Origin of the sequence: Ruminococcus sp. RTP21198st1_G1_RTP21198_201120, from assembly GCF_040924265.1 — a bacterium.
Classification (GTDB): domain Bacteria; phylum Bacillota; class Clostridia; order Oscillospirales; family Ruminococcaceae; genus Hominimerdicola; species Hominimerdicola aceti.
Window position 1 is genome coordinate 1 of record NZ_JBCOMH010000029.1, and the last position, 15417, is coordinate 15417.

13 protein-coding genes are annotated in these 15417 nt (G+C 44.3%); 6 read left to right on the top strand and 7 right to left on the bottom strand.

What is annotated here, in order from left to right:
• The first annotated feature begins 212 nt into the window (after positions 1 to 212).
• The 6 genes from rsmA to AB5627_RS13765 all read left to right on the top strand — a co-directional run bounded on the left by rsmA (position 213) and on the right by AB5627_RS13765 (position 9738).
• Positions 213 to 1073 carry a 16S rRNA (adenine(1518)-N(6)/adenine(1519)-N(6))-dimethyltransferase RsmA gene (gene rsmA / locus AB5627_RS13740; protein WP_022287956.1) on the top strand — a complete coding sequence of 287 codons (861 nt, stop codon included), beginning with the start codon at positions 213 to 215 and terminating at the stop codon, positions 1071 to 1073.
• A gap of 292 nt (positions 1074 to 1365) precedes the next feature.
• Complete coding sequence (locus AB5627_RS13745; RefSeq protein WP_022287955.1) at positions 1366 to 3642, top strand: SpoIIE family protein phosphatase; 2277 nt, start codon at positions 1366 to 1368, stop codon at positions 3640 to 3642.
• A 243-nt stretch (positions 3643 to 3885) separates the two neighbouring features.
• Complete coding sequence (glgB, locus tag AB5627_RS13750) at positions 3886 to 5907, top strand: 1,4-alpha-glucan branching protein GlgB (RefSeq protein ID WP_022287954.1); 2022 nt, start codon at positions 3886 to 3888, stop codon at positions 5905 to 5907.
• Positions 5908 to 5942: 35 nt separating this feature from the next.
• On the top strand, positions 5943 to 7145 hold the full coding sequence (locus tag AB5627_RS13755) for a glucose-1-phosphate adenylyltransferase (RefSeq protein ID WP_022287953.1): 1203 nt from the start codon (positions 5943 to 5945) through the stop codon (positions 7143 to 7145).
• Between the two features lie 17 nt (positions 7146 to 7162).
• On the top strand, positions 7163 to 8290 hold the full coding sequence (gene glgD, locus AB5627_RS13760; protein ID WP_022287952.1) for a glucose-1-phosphate adenylyltransferase subunit GlgD: 1128 nt from the start codon (positions 7163 to 7165) through the stop codon (positions 8288 to 8290).
• A gap of 35 nt (positions 8291 to 8325) precedes the next feature.
• Entirely contained in the window at positions 8326 to 9738 is a 1413-nt protein-coding gene (locus AB5627_RS13765; RefSeq protein ID WP_022287951.1) for a glycogen synthase, read from the top strand.
• Between the two features lie 160 nt (positions 9739 to 9898).
• Here AB5627_RS13765 and AB5627_RS13770 read toward each other — a convergent pair whose 3' ends face one another.
• The 7 genes from AB5627_RS13770 to AB5627_RS13800 all read right to left on the bottom strand — a co-directional run bounded on the left by AB5627_RS13770 (position 9899) and on the right by AB5627_RS13800 (position 15188).
• Complete coding sequence (locus AB5627_RS13770; protein WP_022287950.1) at positions 9899 to 10429, bottom strand: HDIG domain-containing metalloprotein; 531 nt, start codon at positions 10427 to 10429, stop codon at positions 9899 to 9901.
• A gap of 232 nt (positions 10430 to 10661) precedes the next feature.
• Complete coding sequence (locus tag AB5627_RS13775) at positions 10662 to 11558, bottom strand: radical SAM protein (RefSeq protein WP_368369903.1); 897 nt, start codon at positions 11556 to 11558, stop codon at positions 10662 to 10664.
• Entirely contained in the window at positions 11555 to 11746 is a 192-nt protein-coding gene (locus AB5627_RS13780) for a hypothetical protein (RefSeq protein WP_368369904.1), read from the bottom strand. The genes AB5627_RS13775 and AB5627_RS13780 overlap by 4 nt, the downstream gene beginning before the upstream one ends.
• Positions 11747 to 12121: 375 nt before the next feature.
• Positions 12122 to 12649 (bottom strand): hypothetical protein, encoded by a 528-nt coding sequence (locus AB5627_RS13785; protein ID WP_368369905.1) that lies wholly within the window; start codon positions 12647 to 12649, stop codon positions 12122 to 12124.
• Positions 12650 to 12662: 13 nt separating this feature from the next.
• Positions 12663 to 13544, bottom strand: coding sequence for a 4-(cytidine 5'-diphospho)-2-C-methyl-D-erythritol kinase (gene ispE / locus AB5627_RS13790; RefSeq protein WP_195220193.1), 882 nt, complete (start codon positions 13542 to 13544; stop codon positions 12663 to 12665).
• Positions 13528 to 14712, bottom strand: coding sequence for an aminotransferase class I/II-fold pyridoxal phosphate-dependent enzyme (locus AB5627_RS13795; protein WP_022287946.1), 1185 nt, complete (start codon positions 14710 to 14712; stop codon positions 13528 to 13530). The genes ispE and AB5627_RS13795 overlap by 17 nt, the downstream gene beginning before the upstream one ends.
• Positions 14709 to 15188, bottom strand: a complete 480-nt coding sequence (locus tag AB5627_RS13800; protein ID WP_022287945.1) for an Lrp/AsnC family transcriptional regulator — start codon at positions 15186 to 15188, stop codon at positions 14709 to 14711. Before AB5627_RS13800 ends, AB5627_RS13795 begins: the two co-directional genes overlap by 4 nt.
• Positions 15189 to 15417 lie beyond the last annotated feature (229 nt).

Consider the following 15417-nt stretch of genomic DNA (forward strand, 5'->3'; position numbering starts at 1 on the left):
GAATTTACCATAAAGTCATGCAGATGTACAAAGACGTGCGAGGGGGTCGGGACGTCGGATTTCTGCAAAGCAGAAATCGCTCCGCTGGGTCATTCCTTACTTCATAGGAATATTATTCTTTTCCAAATCAGTTGACAATCTTTTGTTAATATGATATAATTATTTTGTTAATTTTTTGTCGATTTATCAGTTAATCTGAGGTGTATTAATAAATGGATAATCTTTCTAATATAAGTGTGATAAAAGATGTTCTCGCAAGACATAATTTCACTTTCTCCAAGGCTCTCGGTCAGAACTTCCTGGTGAATCCCTCCGTTTGCCCCAAGATAGCCGAAATGGGCAATGCAAAAAAAGGCTTCGGCATAATCGAGATAGGCACAGGCATAGGCGTTCTCACAAACGAGCTTGCCAAGCGTGCCGACAAGGTGGTGGCTATCGAAATTGACGACAGGCTTATGCCGGTCCTTGCAGAAACTCTTGCAGAATATGACAATGTGAAGATAATAAACGCCGACGTCATGGAAACTGACCTCCATAAGCTTATTGCCGAGGAATTTCAGGGCATGGACGTTGCCGTTTGTGCAAATCTGCCTTACTATATAACCTCGCCCATATTAATGATGCTCCTTGAAGAACGTCTGCCCATAAAGTCTGTTACTGTCATGGTGCAGAAAGAAGCAGGCACACGTCTTTGTGCCCCTATGGGTACAAGAGATATGGGAGCAGTCACAGTGGCAATAAATTATTTTTCTGTACCGAAACTGCTTTTCAACGTATCACGAGGAAGCTTCATGCCCTCGCCTAACGTTGACAGCTGCGTGGTGAGGTTTGATATCCGTGATAAGACCCCCGAGGGCGTGACGGACGAAAAGTTCTTTTTTAAAGTCGCTAGGGGAGCATTTTCACAGCGAAGAAAGACCCTCTCAAATTCCGTATCATCATCAATGGGCATAGATAAATCTATAGTAAATCAGGCGATAGAGCAAAGCGACCTGCCTGCCTCCGTCCGTCCTGAAGCTCTTTCCATGGAACAATTCATAACCTTTTCCGAAACCCTTAGAAAGCTTATCTAATTGTACATAATTTTGTACAGCTAAACCCTGCATTTACATCTGCTTGCGTTATCCGCACATTAAATGTAGGGGACGGCGCCCCCGACGTCCCGCTTTGCTCGTTCGTTTTGCTCCATATTGCTTTATATTATCTGCGTTTTCTACATCAGATTTTCATGACGTTGAAAGTTATGAGATCTGTCCGTAAATTTGGTCAGTATTTCAATTTCAAGCCCATATTGCGACACCTTTCGCTTGATAGTCCTGCTAAAATGTAATTATTACATTTTGGAAACATAGGACGTGATAAGCAATGGAAAAAATACGGCATACGGCAAAATTTCATACCTCAGGCAAAACGAATGTACTTATGGCTGTTTTATCGGCGGCAGCAGCGTTTGCGGCAAGCTTCGGAAAGATCTTAGGCTTCCCCTCGTCAATGAACGTGGCGGTGGCAGTGCTTTCGGGAACTAATGTGATACCTGCTTTTTTAGGCTCAGCACTTGCATATTTTGTAAGCGGAACATTCTCAGAGGGTATCGTTCAGCTTTGTGCGATACTTGTTATAGGGGCGGTAAGGCTTGTGATGCCCTCTGCTGACCATAAGGACGACCCCGTTTTTGTGTCGCTCCTCACAACAGGAGCAATGCTTCTTTTCAGCTGTGTAATGTCGGTTGCAATGCCGTCGGATACATATACGGCTTCACTGCGAATGATAAGCTCGCTCATGTGTGGCTGTGTTGTTTTTATTGCACTGACCGTAAAACGTCAAAGAAACCGAAGCGGTGTTTTTGACCTCACAGGAATAAACGGAGTTTTCACAGCTATACTTTATATTATGTTTATCTCGACCATCACTGCCGCACCGCTCCATGTGGTGAACCTGGGCAGGATAGCAGGCACTTTGTTTATGCTTATGGCAGTGCGAAAGTATAGAAATATAGGCGGTGCAGTTGTTGGCGCATTGACCACCTGCGGTGTACTCCTTTGTACTCCGTCACTTGCGAGAAATACACTTTTGCTTGCCACGTCAGGACTTATTTGCGGAGCTTTTCTGCAATTCGGCTCTCTTGTGATAGTGCTTGTTTTCCTTGCAGTTTCACTTGTGAGCCTTGTGGCAATGGGCGTGAACGGTGATACATTTTCAATGTTTGCTGATTTGCTTATAGGCTCTGTGCTTTTTATCGCCCTGCCTGTTCCTGTGATAAAAAGGGTGGCAAAAAAAGTGGTGGGAGTGAAAAATTCCGTTGACCTTGTAGGGCAGACCACTTCTTCAAAGCTCAATATGGCTTCGAGAACTCTGGGCGGTATCAGAGGTCAGCTTACAATGGTCACTGCGGCGATAGATAAACGCTCAAAGGAAGCTACATTGTCAAAGCGTGTACGATCTGTTGTTTGTACCGATTGCGATATGTACTCAGTGTGCAGTAAGCGTTGTGTACAGCTTGATGACAGCTTTTCAAAGCTTGAAAGTATAGTTTGTACATATAATAACCTCAGCCTTGACGACGTTGAAAAGCATTTGGGAGGCTGTGTGAGAAAGTCGCTTCTTTGCAAAAGCTTCAATGAATTGTATACCGACTTTGTGGCAGAACGTGCCGACAGCATGAGAGTTCGTGAAATGCGTGAGTTTTTAAGCGAACAGCTTTCCTCCATGGAGGATATCTTATCCGACCTTTCTTTCAGGGCAGGTCAGGTGAGAAGCGTTGATCCTCAGCTTTCAGCAAGAGTAAGGGAGCATTTCTCAAACCTTGGCTATCCAAATGTGAAAGCCTGCGTTTACATAGACGAAAACCTTTGTCAGCGTGTGGACGTTTTTATAACTGCGCAGTTCAGGGGTGATCTTGTAAGGCTCACAGCAACGCTTTCAGAAATGATAGATTATGACCTTGATATGCCTGTGATAGTCAAGGTGGATAATATAACCAGAATGTCCTTTGCGGAAATACCGAAATTCACAGTTGATATAAAAAGCTTTTCAGCTTCGTCAAGCGGAGAATATTCGGGAGACAGCTTTGAAGTCTTCGATTCAAGCGTCAACGAAAAGTATATCGTCCTTTCAGACGGCATGGGAACAGGAAAAAGAGCGAGACTGGATTCATTGTTTTCCGTAAGTCTTGTTACAAGGCTCATACGATCGGGAATGTCTATGCAGACAGCCCATAGGCTTATAAATTCCATGCTCAGAGTTAAGGGCTGGGAGGAATCTTTTGCGACCCTTGATATAATGCGGCTGGAGCTTAATGGCGGAACGGTGCAGTTTCTTAAATCGGGTGCGGCGCAAAGCTTTCTTTTCCGTGACGGCGGTCTTAAAGCTATCGGCGGACAGGCTTTTCCTGCTGGGATACTTGCGGAGTGTACACCTGATGTGAGCGAGCTTAAGCTCTTTGACGGGGACGTTCTGCTTATGACCTCAGACGGTGTCGAGGACGCTACAGCACGAGAGATACTCCGCTGTAACGGAATGAACGCTCAGGAGATAGTCACGGCGCTTGGCGCAAAGGCGCTTGCTCAGCGAACAGGAGGCAGGCGTGACGATATAACTATTATTGCCGCAAAAATTTTCCTTCGTGACGAGAATGAAGAATGAATGTAAATGACTTTGCCGACTTTTGCCTGCAATTTTTTACTTTTGTATACTTTGACTTTACTTTTTCTATGTTATTATATAAAATCTATTGTGCAAAATATATAAAACTATCTGTTGAAATATGTGCGAATACGAGAATAACTACTAAAACTATTGCAAATTTGTTCAAAAAAGATTAAAATGTAAGTATGAAACACCGAAATTATTCAGCGGTTTTCACAAAAAGACAAGGGAGGCTGAATTATGATAGATATTATTCCAAAGGATTATGAACTGCCGCTCTATCTTTTCCACAATGGCACAAACTGCGAAACATATAAGTTTCTTGGCTGTCATAAGGGAGAGAAAGACGGCATAGAAGGATATTATTTCAGAGTCTGGGCAGCACACGCTGAGGGCATTTCTGTTGTGGGAGATTTCAATGACTGGGACGAAAATGCCACTCCAATGGAGAAGATAGACGACTCAGAGGTGTGGGAGGCTTTTGTTACAGGACTTCAGACTTATGATACATATAAATACTGTATCCACGGCTGTGACGGCAAGACCCATTATAAGGCTGATCCGTACGGCACACACATGGAGGTCGCTCCGAACACCGGCTCAAAGGTTTTCGATATAGACGATTATCTTTGGAGCGATAAAAAGTGGATGACCGAGAAGAAGTCTAAGGATATCTACAATTGTCCTATGAATATCTATGAGGTACATCTCAATTCATGGAAGGCTTGTCCTGACGGAAAATATTTCTCATATGTTAGATTTGCAGATACTATAATCCCATATATAAAGGAAATGGGCTATACTCATATCGAGCTTATGCCGCTGGCGGAATATCCTTTTGACGGCTCTTGGGGCTATCAGGGTATCGGCTATTTTGCGCCGACTTCACGTTTCGGCACGCCTTATGACTTCATGAAAATGATAGACCTTTTCCATTTGGCGGGAATAGGCGTTATCCTTGATTGGGTGCCTGCGCATTTTCCTAGAGATGAGGCAGGACTGTTCGAGTTTGACGGAGGTCCGTCATATGAATACTCTGACCCGAAAAAGGCAGATCACCTCACTTGGGGAACGAGAGTTTTCGATTATTCAAAGGGCGAGGTAAAGTCATTCCTTATCTCAAACGCTCTTTACTGGATAGAAAAATATCACGTTGACGGTCTGAGAGTTGACGCTGTTGCGTCTATGCTTTATCTTGACTATGACAGACGTGACGGAGAGTGGACGCCTAACAAGTTCGGCGGCAAGGAAAATCTTGAAGCCGTTCAGTTCTTCAAGGATCTCAATACCGCTGTGTTCGGAAGAAACCCTAATACCCTTATGATAGCCGAAGAGTCAACTTCATGGCCTATGGTAACAAAGCCTGCGAGCGACGGCGGTCTTGGCTTCAACTTCAAGTGGAACATGGGCTGGATGAATGATATGCTCAAATATATGGCTCTTGACCCTATTGACAGAGCTTTTCATCATGATATGCTCACGTTCTCATTCTTCTATGCTTTCTCTGAAAACTTTATTTTGCCTATCTCTCATGATGAGGTAGTGCATGGTAAGGCTTCATTGGTAAATAAAATGTATGGTGGAGATATCGACAATAAGTTCAAGCAGTGCAAGCTGTTCATGGCTTATATGATGGCTCACCCAGGTAAGAAGCTTCTGTTCATGGGTGCTGATTTTGCTCAGTTCAGAGAGTGGGATTACGAGAATGGTCTGGAATGGTTCATGGTGGACGAATATGAGAACCACCGCAATTATCTGAACTACTCCAAGAACCTCAATCATTTCTATCTTGACCACCCTCAGTTCTGGGAAAGAGATTTCTCTTGGGAGGGCTTTAGCTGGATATCAAATGACGATTTCAAGCAGAGTATCATCATCTTCAGACGTTTTGACAAAAACGGCGGAGAGGTCATCGTGGTTTGCAACTTCGTTCCTGTGGAAAGAAAGTCATACTGCTTTGGCGTTCCTTACTGGGGCAGCTATACAGAGGTGTTCAACTCGTCTTCTGTTGACGGATCCCCTTGCACGAACGGTACTGTCAAGGCGGTAGATGTTAAGATGCACGGCTTTGACCAGTCAGTCTGCATCGATATTCCTGCGTTCTCTTGTATGTATTTCACGGTGAAGAAAGAGGAAAGACCTGTGCCTGAGAAAAAGGCAGAGGGAAAGAAAAAAACAAAGACAGCGGCTAAGAAAACTGCTGTCAAGAAAGCCGCTAAGGCGAAAACAACTAAGAAGTCCACAGCTAAAAAGGCTGAGTAATATAGACTTAATAAAAATTGGTGGGTGAATTAATTATGTTCAACAAAAAAGAATGTGTTGCAATGCTGCTGGCAGGCGGTCAGGGAAGCAGATTGTATGCCCTGACACAGAGCGTTGCAAAACCGGCAGTACCTTTCGGTGCTAAGTATCGTATCATTGATTTTCCTCTCTCGAACTGTATCAATTCAGGTATCGACACAGTGGGCGTGCTGACACAGTATCAGCCATTGGTACTCAATGAGTACATTGGAAACGGTCAGCCTTGGGATCTTGACAGAATACACGGAGGCGTTCATGTGCTTCCTCCTTATCAGACAGCTTCAGGCGCTGATTGGTATTCGGGTACTGCAAACGCTATTTATCAGAATATCGCTTTTGTAGACAGATATGACCCTGAGTATGTTGTTGTTCTTTCAGGCGACCATATCTATAAAATGGATTACAACAAGATGCTTGAATATCACAAAGCTAAGAACGCTGACGCTACTATCGCTGTTCTGGACGTTCCAAAGGAAGAGGCGTCACGTTTCGGTATCATGATAACCGACGAGGACGACAACATCATAGACTTCGAGGAGAAGCCAAAGAACCCTCGTTCAACTCTTGCTTCAATGGGTATTTACATATTCACTTGGAAGAAGCTGAAAGCTTATCTTATCGCTAATGAGAACGACAAGGAAGCTTCAAAGGACTTCGGCAAGAACATTATCCCTGACATGAGAGAAGCAGGCGAGAAGCTTGTGGCTTATCGTTTTGACGGCTACTGGAAGGACGTTGGAACTATAGATTCTCTTTGGGAAGCTAATATGGACCTTATCAATCCTAACATTCCTATCGATCTTTATGATACAAGCTGGAAGATATACTCAAGAAACCCTGTTATGCCACCTCAGAGCATAGGCAAGAACGCTCAGGTACAGAACTCTATGGTAACAGAGGGCTGCGTTATCGACGGTTCAGTCGAGTTCTCAATGATCTCTGACGGCGTTACTGTTGAGGAAGGCGCTGAGATACTGGATTCTATCCTTATGCCTGGCGCAGTTGTCAAGAAGGGTGCAAAGGTCGAGTATGCTATCGTTGGCGAGAACACTGTTATCGGTGAGAACGCTCAGATCGGTGCAAGACCTGAAACTATCGAGGACAAGGACTCATGGGGCGTTGCTGTAGTGGGCAATAATCTGACTGTTTCTGACGGCAGTGTTGTTGCACCAAAGGCAATAATTTACGAGAATATCTAAGAAAGGACCGAGTAAACATGGATGTAAATATGGGTAACGTACTGGGTCTTGTTTTCGCTAATATGCACGACACGACTCTTGGCGACATGACAAAGAACAGAACTATGGGTTCTGTAATGTTCGGCGGAAGATACCGCCTTATCGACTTCCCACTGTCTAACATGGTAAACAGCGGCATAAGCGAGGTCGGTGTTATAACAAAATCTAACTATCAGTCACTTCTGGATCACCTCGGCTCTGCAAGAGAGTGGGATCTGGCCAGAAAAAAGGGCGGACTTTACATTCTGCCTCCATTCGGCAACGTTGAAAGCACTCTTTACAGAGGCAGGATCGAGGCTCTTTATGGTGCGATGAGCTTTATCAAGCACTCAAGAGCTAAATATGTTATCCTTTCAGACTGTGACGTTGTAACTAATATTGATTACAAGCCTATCGTTGCGGCTCACATCGAGAGCGGTGCTGATATTACTGCTGTTGCACACACTGGCGTTTACAGCTCTGATGATATAAAGACTTCAACAGTATTCAACGTTGACGCTGACAAGAACGTAACTTCTGTTCTTATCAATCCTGACATCAGCGGAACTTGCACGACTAGCCTTAATGTGTTCGTTATGTCAATGGATTTCCTTATTGAAACTGTTAATGACGCAATGGCTAGAGGAAATGTAAGCTTTGAGAGAAATATTCTTCAGGAGAAGTGCAGAGAGCTTAAGATAAAGATCTACGAGTACGATAACTATTTCAGCAAGCTCAACAGCCCTGAAAGCTACTTTAAGTCAAACATGGCTCTGCTTGAGCCTGAGAATGCACGCAAGCTGTTCGTTCCAAAGCGTTCTATCTACACAAAGGTAAGCGACAACGCTCCTGTTAAGTACGATCTGGACAGCAAGGTATCAAATTCTCTTATTGCTGACGGCTGTATCATAGAGGGCGAGGTAGAGAACTCTGTACTGTTCAGAGGCGTTAAGGTAGGCAAGGGTGCAAAGGTCAAGAACTGTATCCTTATGCAGGGCACTGTTGTTGGTGACAATGCTGAGCTTAACTATCTTATCACAGACAAGAACGTTTCTATCTGTGAAAACCATATCCTTACAAGCTCGCCACAGTATCCTATGTATGTAGGAAAGGGAGCTTCTGTATAAAAAGGTCGCAATGACTTAGGAAAGAGGGTTCGGATATGAACATACTTTATACTGCAAGTGAGGCTTTGCCTTTTATTGCTTCAGGTGGATTGGCTGATGTTGCAGGCTCACTGCCTGCGGCTATCAATGCCGAGGGTCACGATTGCAGAGTCGTGATACCTTATTACAGCTCTATCAGGCAGGAGCTTAAGGACAAGCTGACATATGTTACGAATTTCACTGTGCCGGTGGCATGGAGAAATCAATACTGCGGCGTTTTTACAGGCGTTGTGAACGGAGTGACTTATTATCTTCTGGATAATGAGTATTACTTCCAGAGAAACGGTCTGTATGGCTTTTATGATGATGCTGAGAGATTTATATTCTTCTCAAGGGCAGTTCTCGAGTTGCTGAGGTACATCGACTTTAAGCCAAATGTTATAAACGCCAATGACTGGCAGACGGCACTTGTTCCTGTTTATTATGATATTTTCTACCGCTATCAGCAGGGTTATGAGGATATCAAGACGGTATTTACCATACACAATATTCAGTATCAGGGACAATATGGCTTAGAACTTATCAACGACATAATGGGCATTCCGCTTTATCATACGGATCTGCTTTCATATGACGGTGATGTGAACTTTATGAAGGCTGCTATTGAAACGGCTGACAAGGTGACGACAGTTTCGCCAAGCTATGCTTGGGAGATACTTGATCCGTGGTATTCACATGGTCTTGACAGGGAGCTTGTGAACAAGCAATACAAGCTTTGCGGAATACTCAACGGAATAGATCAGAAGATCTATGATCCTGCAACTGATCCTGTTATTGCTAAGAATTATAGTTTGAATGACAAGACGGGTAAGGCTGTTTGCAAGCACGCTTTACTCAGCGAGCTTGGCATGGCACATGGAAAAGAGCCTGTTATCGGTATCGTAACGAGATTTGTTTCACACAAGGGTCTTGACCTTATCAAGTATGTGTTTGAGGACATCATCAGGCTTGGCTGCAAGTTTGCTATTCTTGGTTCGGGCGAGAAGATATACGAGGACTTTTTCAGCGAAATGCATTATCGTTATCCTGACAGAGTGGGTCTGACCATTGGTTTTGTGCCTGAGCTGTCCAAGAAGATATACGCTGGTGCGGATATGTTCCTTATGCCGTCGCAGAGCGAGCCTTGCGGTTTGGCTCAGATGATCGCTCTGAGATATGGTACTATACCTATCGTAAGAGAGACAGGCGGTTTGAGAGACAGTATCCATGACGCAGGCGACAAGAATGGAAACGGCTTTACTTTCAAGTCCTACAACGCACATGATATGCTTGACGCTGTTGTAAGAGCCAGGGCATACTATGATGACAAGATGAAGTGGGGCAGGCTTGTGAACACTGCGCTCAAGCAGAATTTCAGTTGGACAAAGTCCGCCAAGGATTACATTGCACTTTACAACGACATTCACTAAACACCAATATCCGTTTATTTTGCCTGATAAACGGGAAAGACCGTCCCTTATCTTAGGGACGGTCTTTTTGCATTTATACAAGTGTACGATCAATTGTACATTTATTTAGGGCTTTGTCAACAAACTGAAAGCGGACAGGTGTGTGCCTGTCCGCTTTGGTTTAATGCTGTTTTGTTCGCATTGCTTTCGCTTTTTCTTTCATTTTCTGACCCAAATAAGAGCCTATTTCCAACATTGCGGTGTATTTGTCGATACACACGATAACGTAAGATTCAGCGTATTTAGGGAATTTCAGGGTCAGCGGCCACATATGCTTGACTATCATATCCTCCTCACGCTTGCCTATCTCAAAATGCTGTTTCGCATTGTTGAGTGCGACCTTTGGGTGGGTCATTCCGTGAGGCATTTCGCCTTTTTTCTTCTCACGATCACGCCAATCATAAAGAAACAGATCGTGAAGCAGACCTGCTCTTGCTGCGGATCTTGAATTTAGTCCCAATTTTCTGCAAACGAGATAGTTATAGTATGATACATTGATGCAATGCTGATAGCAAGTCGTACTATAGTGATGACGAAAATTTTTCATTTCGTTTACAACATCGCTGTCAAGCAGGTCCTTTACAAACTCAAAATACTCCTTTGCTTCCTCGGAATTTTCAATGGAATATCTTGAACCGAAAGCCTTTGACATTTGCATGACCTCTTTTCGATAACTTATATGCAGGCGGCAATTTTGCTGCCCTTTTTACGGTTGGTGACTAATGTTTACCCCATAAGTTACCCCATTCAAGTTTGTTTTACCAAACTTACATTAACATTATAAACTTTTTTGTTCAAAATGTCAATAGGGAATGTATAACAATTTTATTACAAAAATATCGGGCTGTCTGTGTTAGCATGGCAGTCCGATAAAAAATTGGATATCAGTAGTATTTTTCGTCATAAAATTTGGGGATAAAATCTTTGGCGGCGGATGTGCGGCTTTGGACAAAACCTTCAAAACCGTATTTGTTCACGGCGTCAATGACGGTGTTATACTCGAAAGTTGATGTCTTACGGCAAAGCTCTTTGTAGTCAAAGGCTTTATACACGGGGGTGAACTGGCTCATGAGGCTTATCATTATCTCGTTTTTGGCAAAATTTTTGCCTAGCCACTCCATAAGCTTTATGGAGTCTTTACGGTGGGTAGGGAGGACAAGGTGGCGGACTATTGTGCCGCTCTGCATTATGCCTTTTTCGTCAAAGGCTGGCTTGCCTGAAAGCTCCGCCATTTTATGTATTGAAGCAGCGGCGTTTTCAAAATAGTCTGCGGCTTTGGAATATTTATCCGAAAGTGTAGGATCAAAATATTTAAGGTCGGGTAAAAATATCTGCACATAGCCACGAAGAAGCTCCAGCGTTTGGGGCTTTTCATATCCGCCGCTGTTATAGACCACGGGGATAGTGAGCTTCTCTTTACAGAGGTCGAGCGCTTTGATTATTTGCGGAACGAAATGGGTGGGATTGACGAGGTTTATGTTGTTTGCGCCCCTTGATTGAAGCCGCAGAAAAGTGTCTGCAAGTTCTTGCTCGGTAAGCTCAAAGCCTTTGCCCTCAGCGGATATCTCGTAGTTTTGGCAGAAACAGCATTTCAGACAGCATCCTGAGAAAAATACTGTTCCTGAGCCTTCTGTGCCACTGATACAAGGTTCTTCCCACATATGAAGCTCGGCTCGGGCTATCCTTACTTTGGCAGTTTCACCGCAGAAGCCTTTATGCTCGTATCTGTTCACTTTGCACTCTCTTGGGCAGAGGGTACAGCTTTTAAGGATATCGTTCATGCCGCTGTGTCAGCTCCGCCTATTTTGGTGTAGGAGTCAGAGGATAGGTCGCCTGATGAGTCTGTGTTTTCGTCAAGGGGGATATTGAACTGGAATGAATCTGTTATAAAATCGTCATTCTGGAAGCAGGCTGTGAACGTGGTGCGCTTTGAATCGGCTGGGACAAGGAACTTGATCGTATAGGTCATATCGTCTTCATAGTCGCTTTCACCGGGGAAGAAGTTGTTTGAGAAAAACGAATTATCGTTTTCGTCATAGGCGGTGTTGTAGGCAAAGGTGAATTTTACCTGTCTGTTGCTATCGCTGATATTAACATCAAGGTCGAGGTCTATTTCCCATACTGTGTCACCGCTTATAATACCGCCTGAAAGGGAGTTTCTTTCCTCATCGGTCAGGTCGCTTACTTTGCGTTCGGTGAGGGTATAGCCTTGATACTGAACGCTGTAGGTACCGTCCTCAGCGTCTTGCGCTACATAGAGGTTGGAATGGTCGGTGTAGTCATCTTCGGCTTCACTATAGGTATCGTCATAATCGTAGTCATAGTTATAGTCGTCATATTTGCTTTAAATTATTTTTGATGAGACAAAGCCTATGATAGTTGGGAGGATAGCCATAAGGATTATTATGACCACAACGGCGGTGGCACAGCCTTTGCCGCCATTCTTTTTGTTAGAGTGGTTTATGTTCGTGGCGTTGAAGCTATAGGAGCTGTTGTTTGGGCGGCTATAGCTTGTACGCTGTTGGCTGTAGTTATTGAGGGCGGCAAGCTTTTCGGCTCTTGAACCTGAATAGCTTGGGGGAGGGGTCGGTTTTTTAGGTGGGGTATAGGTGCTTTGGAAATTCTCGTCCCTTGCTTCCTCTTTACGTTCCTCGGAAACGAAATCGTTCTTTTCTTCTTTGAAGGTGTCATTTTCAGACTGTCCGAACCAGCCGTCCTGCTCGTTATCTGCACGGAGATCATGAGAGTGCAGGTCATCTGAAAGGCTGTTACAGCTTATATCCTCGTCACGGGCTGTGAAGCACTCAGGACAAATTATCTCATCATCGCTTTTAAAGCGGTATCCGCAAATTCTGCATTTATTTCTGCTCAATTATTTCACCTCATTAATATACAAATTCCCAGCCCTGTTTTACAGGCTGACAAACACACTTATAGCTCCAGCCTGACAGCTTTTCTGCGGCTGTTTGTGCGGAAGCAATATCGGGGAAAACTCCAAAAACGGCTGAGCCGCTTCCTGTCATAAGGGCGGAGAGAGCTCCGCTGTTTTTAAGCTCCTGCACTGCATGAGATATCTCATCACGGTCGGCGGCATATTCCAGCACATTGAAAAGGTTTGAGCATATGCCGAAAAGCTTTCCGCCGCCGATATATCTCAGCAGGACGTCCATATTACAGCGTTTTGGGTTTGAAATGCTGTCATACTTTTTGAAAGCTTCGGGGGTGGAGATACCCACGTCGGGTTTTATTATTACGAAAGCGCAGTCGGGTGAGGGCAGGTTGCTCATTATTTCGCCAACGCCCTGACAGAGCCTTGTGCCGCCTGTAATACAGAAAGGCACGTCTGCACCCAGAGCCACGCCTATGGAGCAGAGCTGTTCATCGGTGAGCCTTGTATCAAACATGAAGTCCAAGGCTCTAAGGGTAGCGGCGGCGTCTGCACTTCCTCCGCCCATGCCTGCTTGTGAGGGGAGATTTTTCTCCACGTTCACTGTTATTTTACAGCCGAAGTCAATATGGGTGAAGTCGGCAAAGGCATGGTAGGCTTTTGTGATGATATTATCCTCGCCTTTTGGAAAGCTGTCAAGTTTGCAGGTAAGCTCTATGCCCTCGCCCTCAGAGAGTGTGAAGTCCAAGAGGTCGAAGCAGGACACTGACTGCATGACAGTATTTAGCATATGGTAGCCGTCATCACGTTTACCAACGATATCCAATGCAAGATTTATTTTTCCGTAGGCTTTTATTTTTAAATTACTGCACGTTACCATTTTTGATATCCTCTAAAAATTCTCCGATACGTTTGATAGCCTCTCTCAGGTGGTTAAGGGAATAGGCGTAGGAGACACGCACATAGCCCTCTCCGCACTCGCCGAAAGCATCTCCCGGCACGACGGCTACCTTTTTGGTGTACACAAGCTTTTCGCAGAAGTCGGTGCTTGTCATGCCTGTGCTTTTGATACAAGGGAAAACATAGAATGCGCCTTGTGGTGCAAAGCATTTAAGACCAAGCTTATTGAAAGAATCCACCACAAAGCGACGGCGGATATTATACTCGTTACGCATGGCATCTATATCCTTCTGACAACTGTGCATGGCAACGATAGCGGCATACTGGCTGACAGTAGGGGAGGACATGATAGCGTACTGATGAAGCTTGAGCATTTGGGACACTATCTCTTTTGGTCCGCCAAGGAAGCCAAGCCGCCAGCCTGTCATTGCAAAGCTTTTGGAAAAGCCGTTTATGACGATAGTGCGCTCACGCATACCCTCTATTTCTGCGATAGAGCAATGCTTGCCTGAATATGTAAGCTCGGAATATATCTCGTCTGAGGCTATCATGATATTGGTATCTTTAAGCACCTTTGCGATAGCTTCAAGATCTTCACGGCGCATTATCGCACCTGTTGGGTTATTAGGATAGGGCAGGACAAGGAGCTTGGTTTTGTCGGTTATTTTTTCACGAAGCTCGTCTGCTGTAAGTCGGAACTCGTTTTCTTCCTTTGTTTCTATGACCACTGGAACGCCGCCGCATAGTGAGACGATAGGACGATAACAGACAAAGGACGGTTCGACTATAAGGACTTCATCACCGGGTTGGATAAGGCATCTTATGGTAAGGTCGATAGCTTCAGAGCCGCCAACAGTGACGATTATTTCCTTATTAGGGTCATAGCTTGTGTGGATAGTACGCTGAAAATACTTGGCTATCTCTTCACGGAGTGCTATAAGTCCTGCGTTTGCGGTATAGCAGGTCTTGCCTTTTTCAAGGGTGGAGATAGCTTCCTGACGTATTAGCCACGGAGTTTTGAAGTCAGGCTCGCCAACGCCAAGGGAGATAACGCCCTCTAGCTGCTGAGCGATATCGAAAAATTTTCTGATACCTGAGGGCTTCATTTCCTTTATGGCAGGGCAAAGCACTTTATTATAATCTATCATGGGGAGATCAAACCTCTTTCGTCTTTATCATCTGTGCTTATCATGATGCCGTTGTCTTTATAGACCTTTAGCACGAAGTGTGTGGCGGTGGACTGGACAGCGTCGATAGTGGCAAGTCTTTGGGAAACAAACTGTGAGATATCCCTGATGTTTGCACCGTTCACGGCAACGATTATATCATAAGCACCTGACATAAGGCGGACGGACTCCACCTGCTCATAGCTTGCGATCTGGTTTGCTATCTCGTCAAAGCCTGACTGTGACTGTGGGGTGACTTTAAGTTCTATAAGAGCGAAAACTGAATTAGGGTCATAGGCACTTTCGTCAACGATCGCGGAATAGCCCTTTATTACGCCGTCTGCTTCAAGCTTGGCGATATCCGCTGCAACCTGCTCTTCTGTTTTATCGAGAAGAACGGCAAGCTCGCTGTTTGTGATACGGGCGTTGTTTTTCAGTAATTTTATAAGCTGATCCATAAATAAACCTCCTTTAGATTTATAAATATACATTATATATTATAACATATTATCTGTATGAACGCAAGTATTGTGATGTAAGGGCTATTTCAACTTCTGTAGTGCTACAATAGATATTGGACAAAATTAAGAAAAAAGAAAAGAGAGATAGACAAAAATCTGATAAAATAAAGTTACCACACAAATACAAATCAGAAAGGAAGCCTATCTCTCATGAATAGTATAACAC

What these genes read in the sequence shown, in the direction of transcription:
- rsmA (WP_022287956.1), top strand. Translation starts at nt 213, where the DNA reads ATGGATAATCTTTCTAATATAAGTGTGATAAAAGATGTTCTCGCAAGA.
- AB5627_RS13745 (WP_022287955.1), top strand. Translation starts at nt 1,366, where the DNA reads ATGGAAAAAATACGGCATACGGCAAAATTTCATACCTCAGGCAAAACG.
- glgB (WP_022287954.1), top strand. Translation starts at nt 3,886, where the DNA reads ATGATAGATATTATTCCAAAGGATTATGAACTGCCGCTCTATCTTTTC.
- AB5627_RS13755 (WP_022287953.1), top strand. Translation starts at nt 5,943, where the DNA reads ATGTTCAACAAAAAAGAATGTGTTGCAATGCTGCTGGCAGGCGGTCAG.
- glgD (WP_022287952.1), top strand. Translation starts at nt 7,163, where the DNA reads ATGGATGTAAATATGGGTAACGTACTGGGTCTTGTTTTCGCTAATATG.
- AB5627_RS13765 (WP_022287951.1), top strand. Translation starts at nt 8,326, where the DNA reads ATGAACATACTTTATACTGCAAGTGAGGCTTTGCCTTTTATTGCTTCA.
- AB5627_RS13770 (WP_022287950.1), bottom strand. Translation starts at nt 10,429, where the DNA reads ATGTCAAAGGCTTTCGGTTCAAGATATTCCATTGAAAATTCCGAGGAA.
- AB5627_RS13775 (WP_368369903.1), bottom strand. Translation starts at nt 11,558, where the DNA reads ATGAACGATATCCTTAAAAGCTGTACCCTCTGCCCAAGAGAGTGCAAA.
- AB5627_RS13780 (WP_368369904.1), bottom strand. Translation starts at nt 11,746, where the DNA reads ATGACCTATACGATCAAGTTCCTTGTCCCAGCCGATTCAAAGCGCACC.
- ispE (WP_195220193.1), bottom strand. Translation starts at nt 13,544, where the DNA reads ATGGTAACGTGCAGTAATTTAAAAATAAAAGCCTACGGAAAAATAAAT.
- AB5627_RS13795 (WP_022287946.1), bottom strand. Translation starts at nt 14,712, where the DNA reads ATGATAGATTATAATAAAGTGCTTTGCCCTGCCATAAAGGAAATGAAG.
- AB5627_RS13800 (WP_022287945.1), bottom strand. Translation starts at nt 15,188, where the DNA reads ATGGATCAGCTTATAAAATTACTGAAAAACAACGCCCGTATCACAAAC.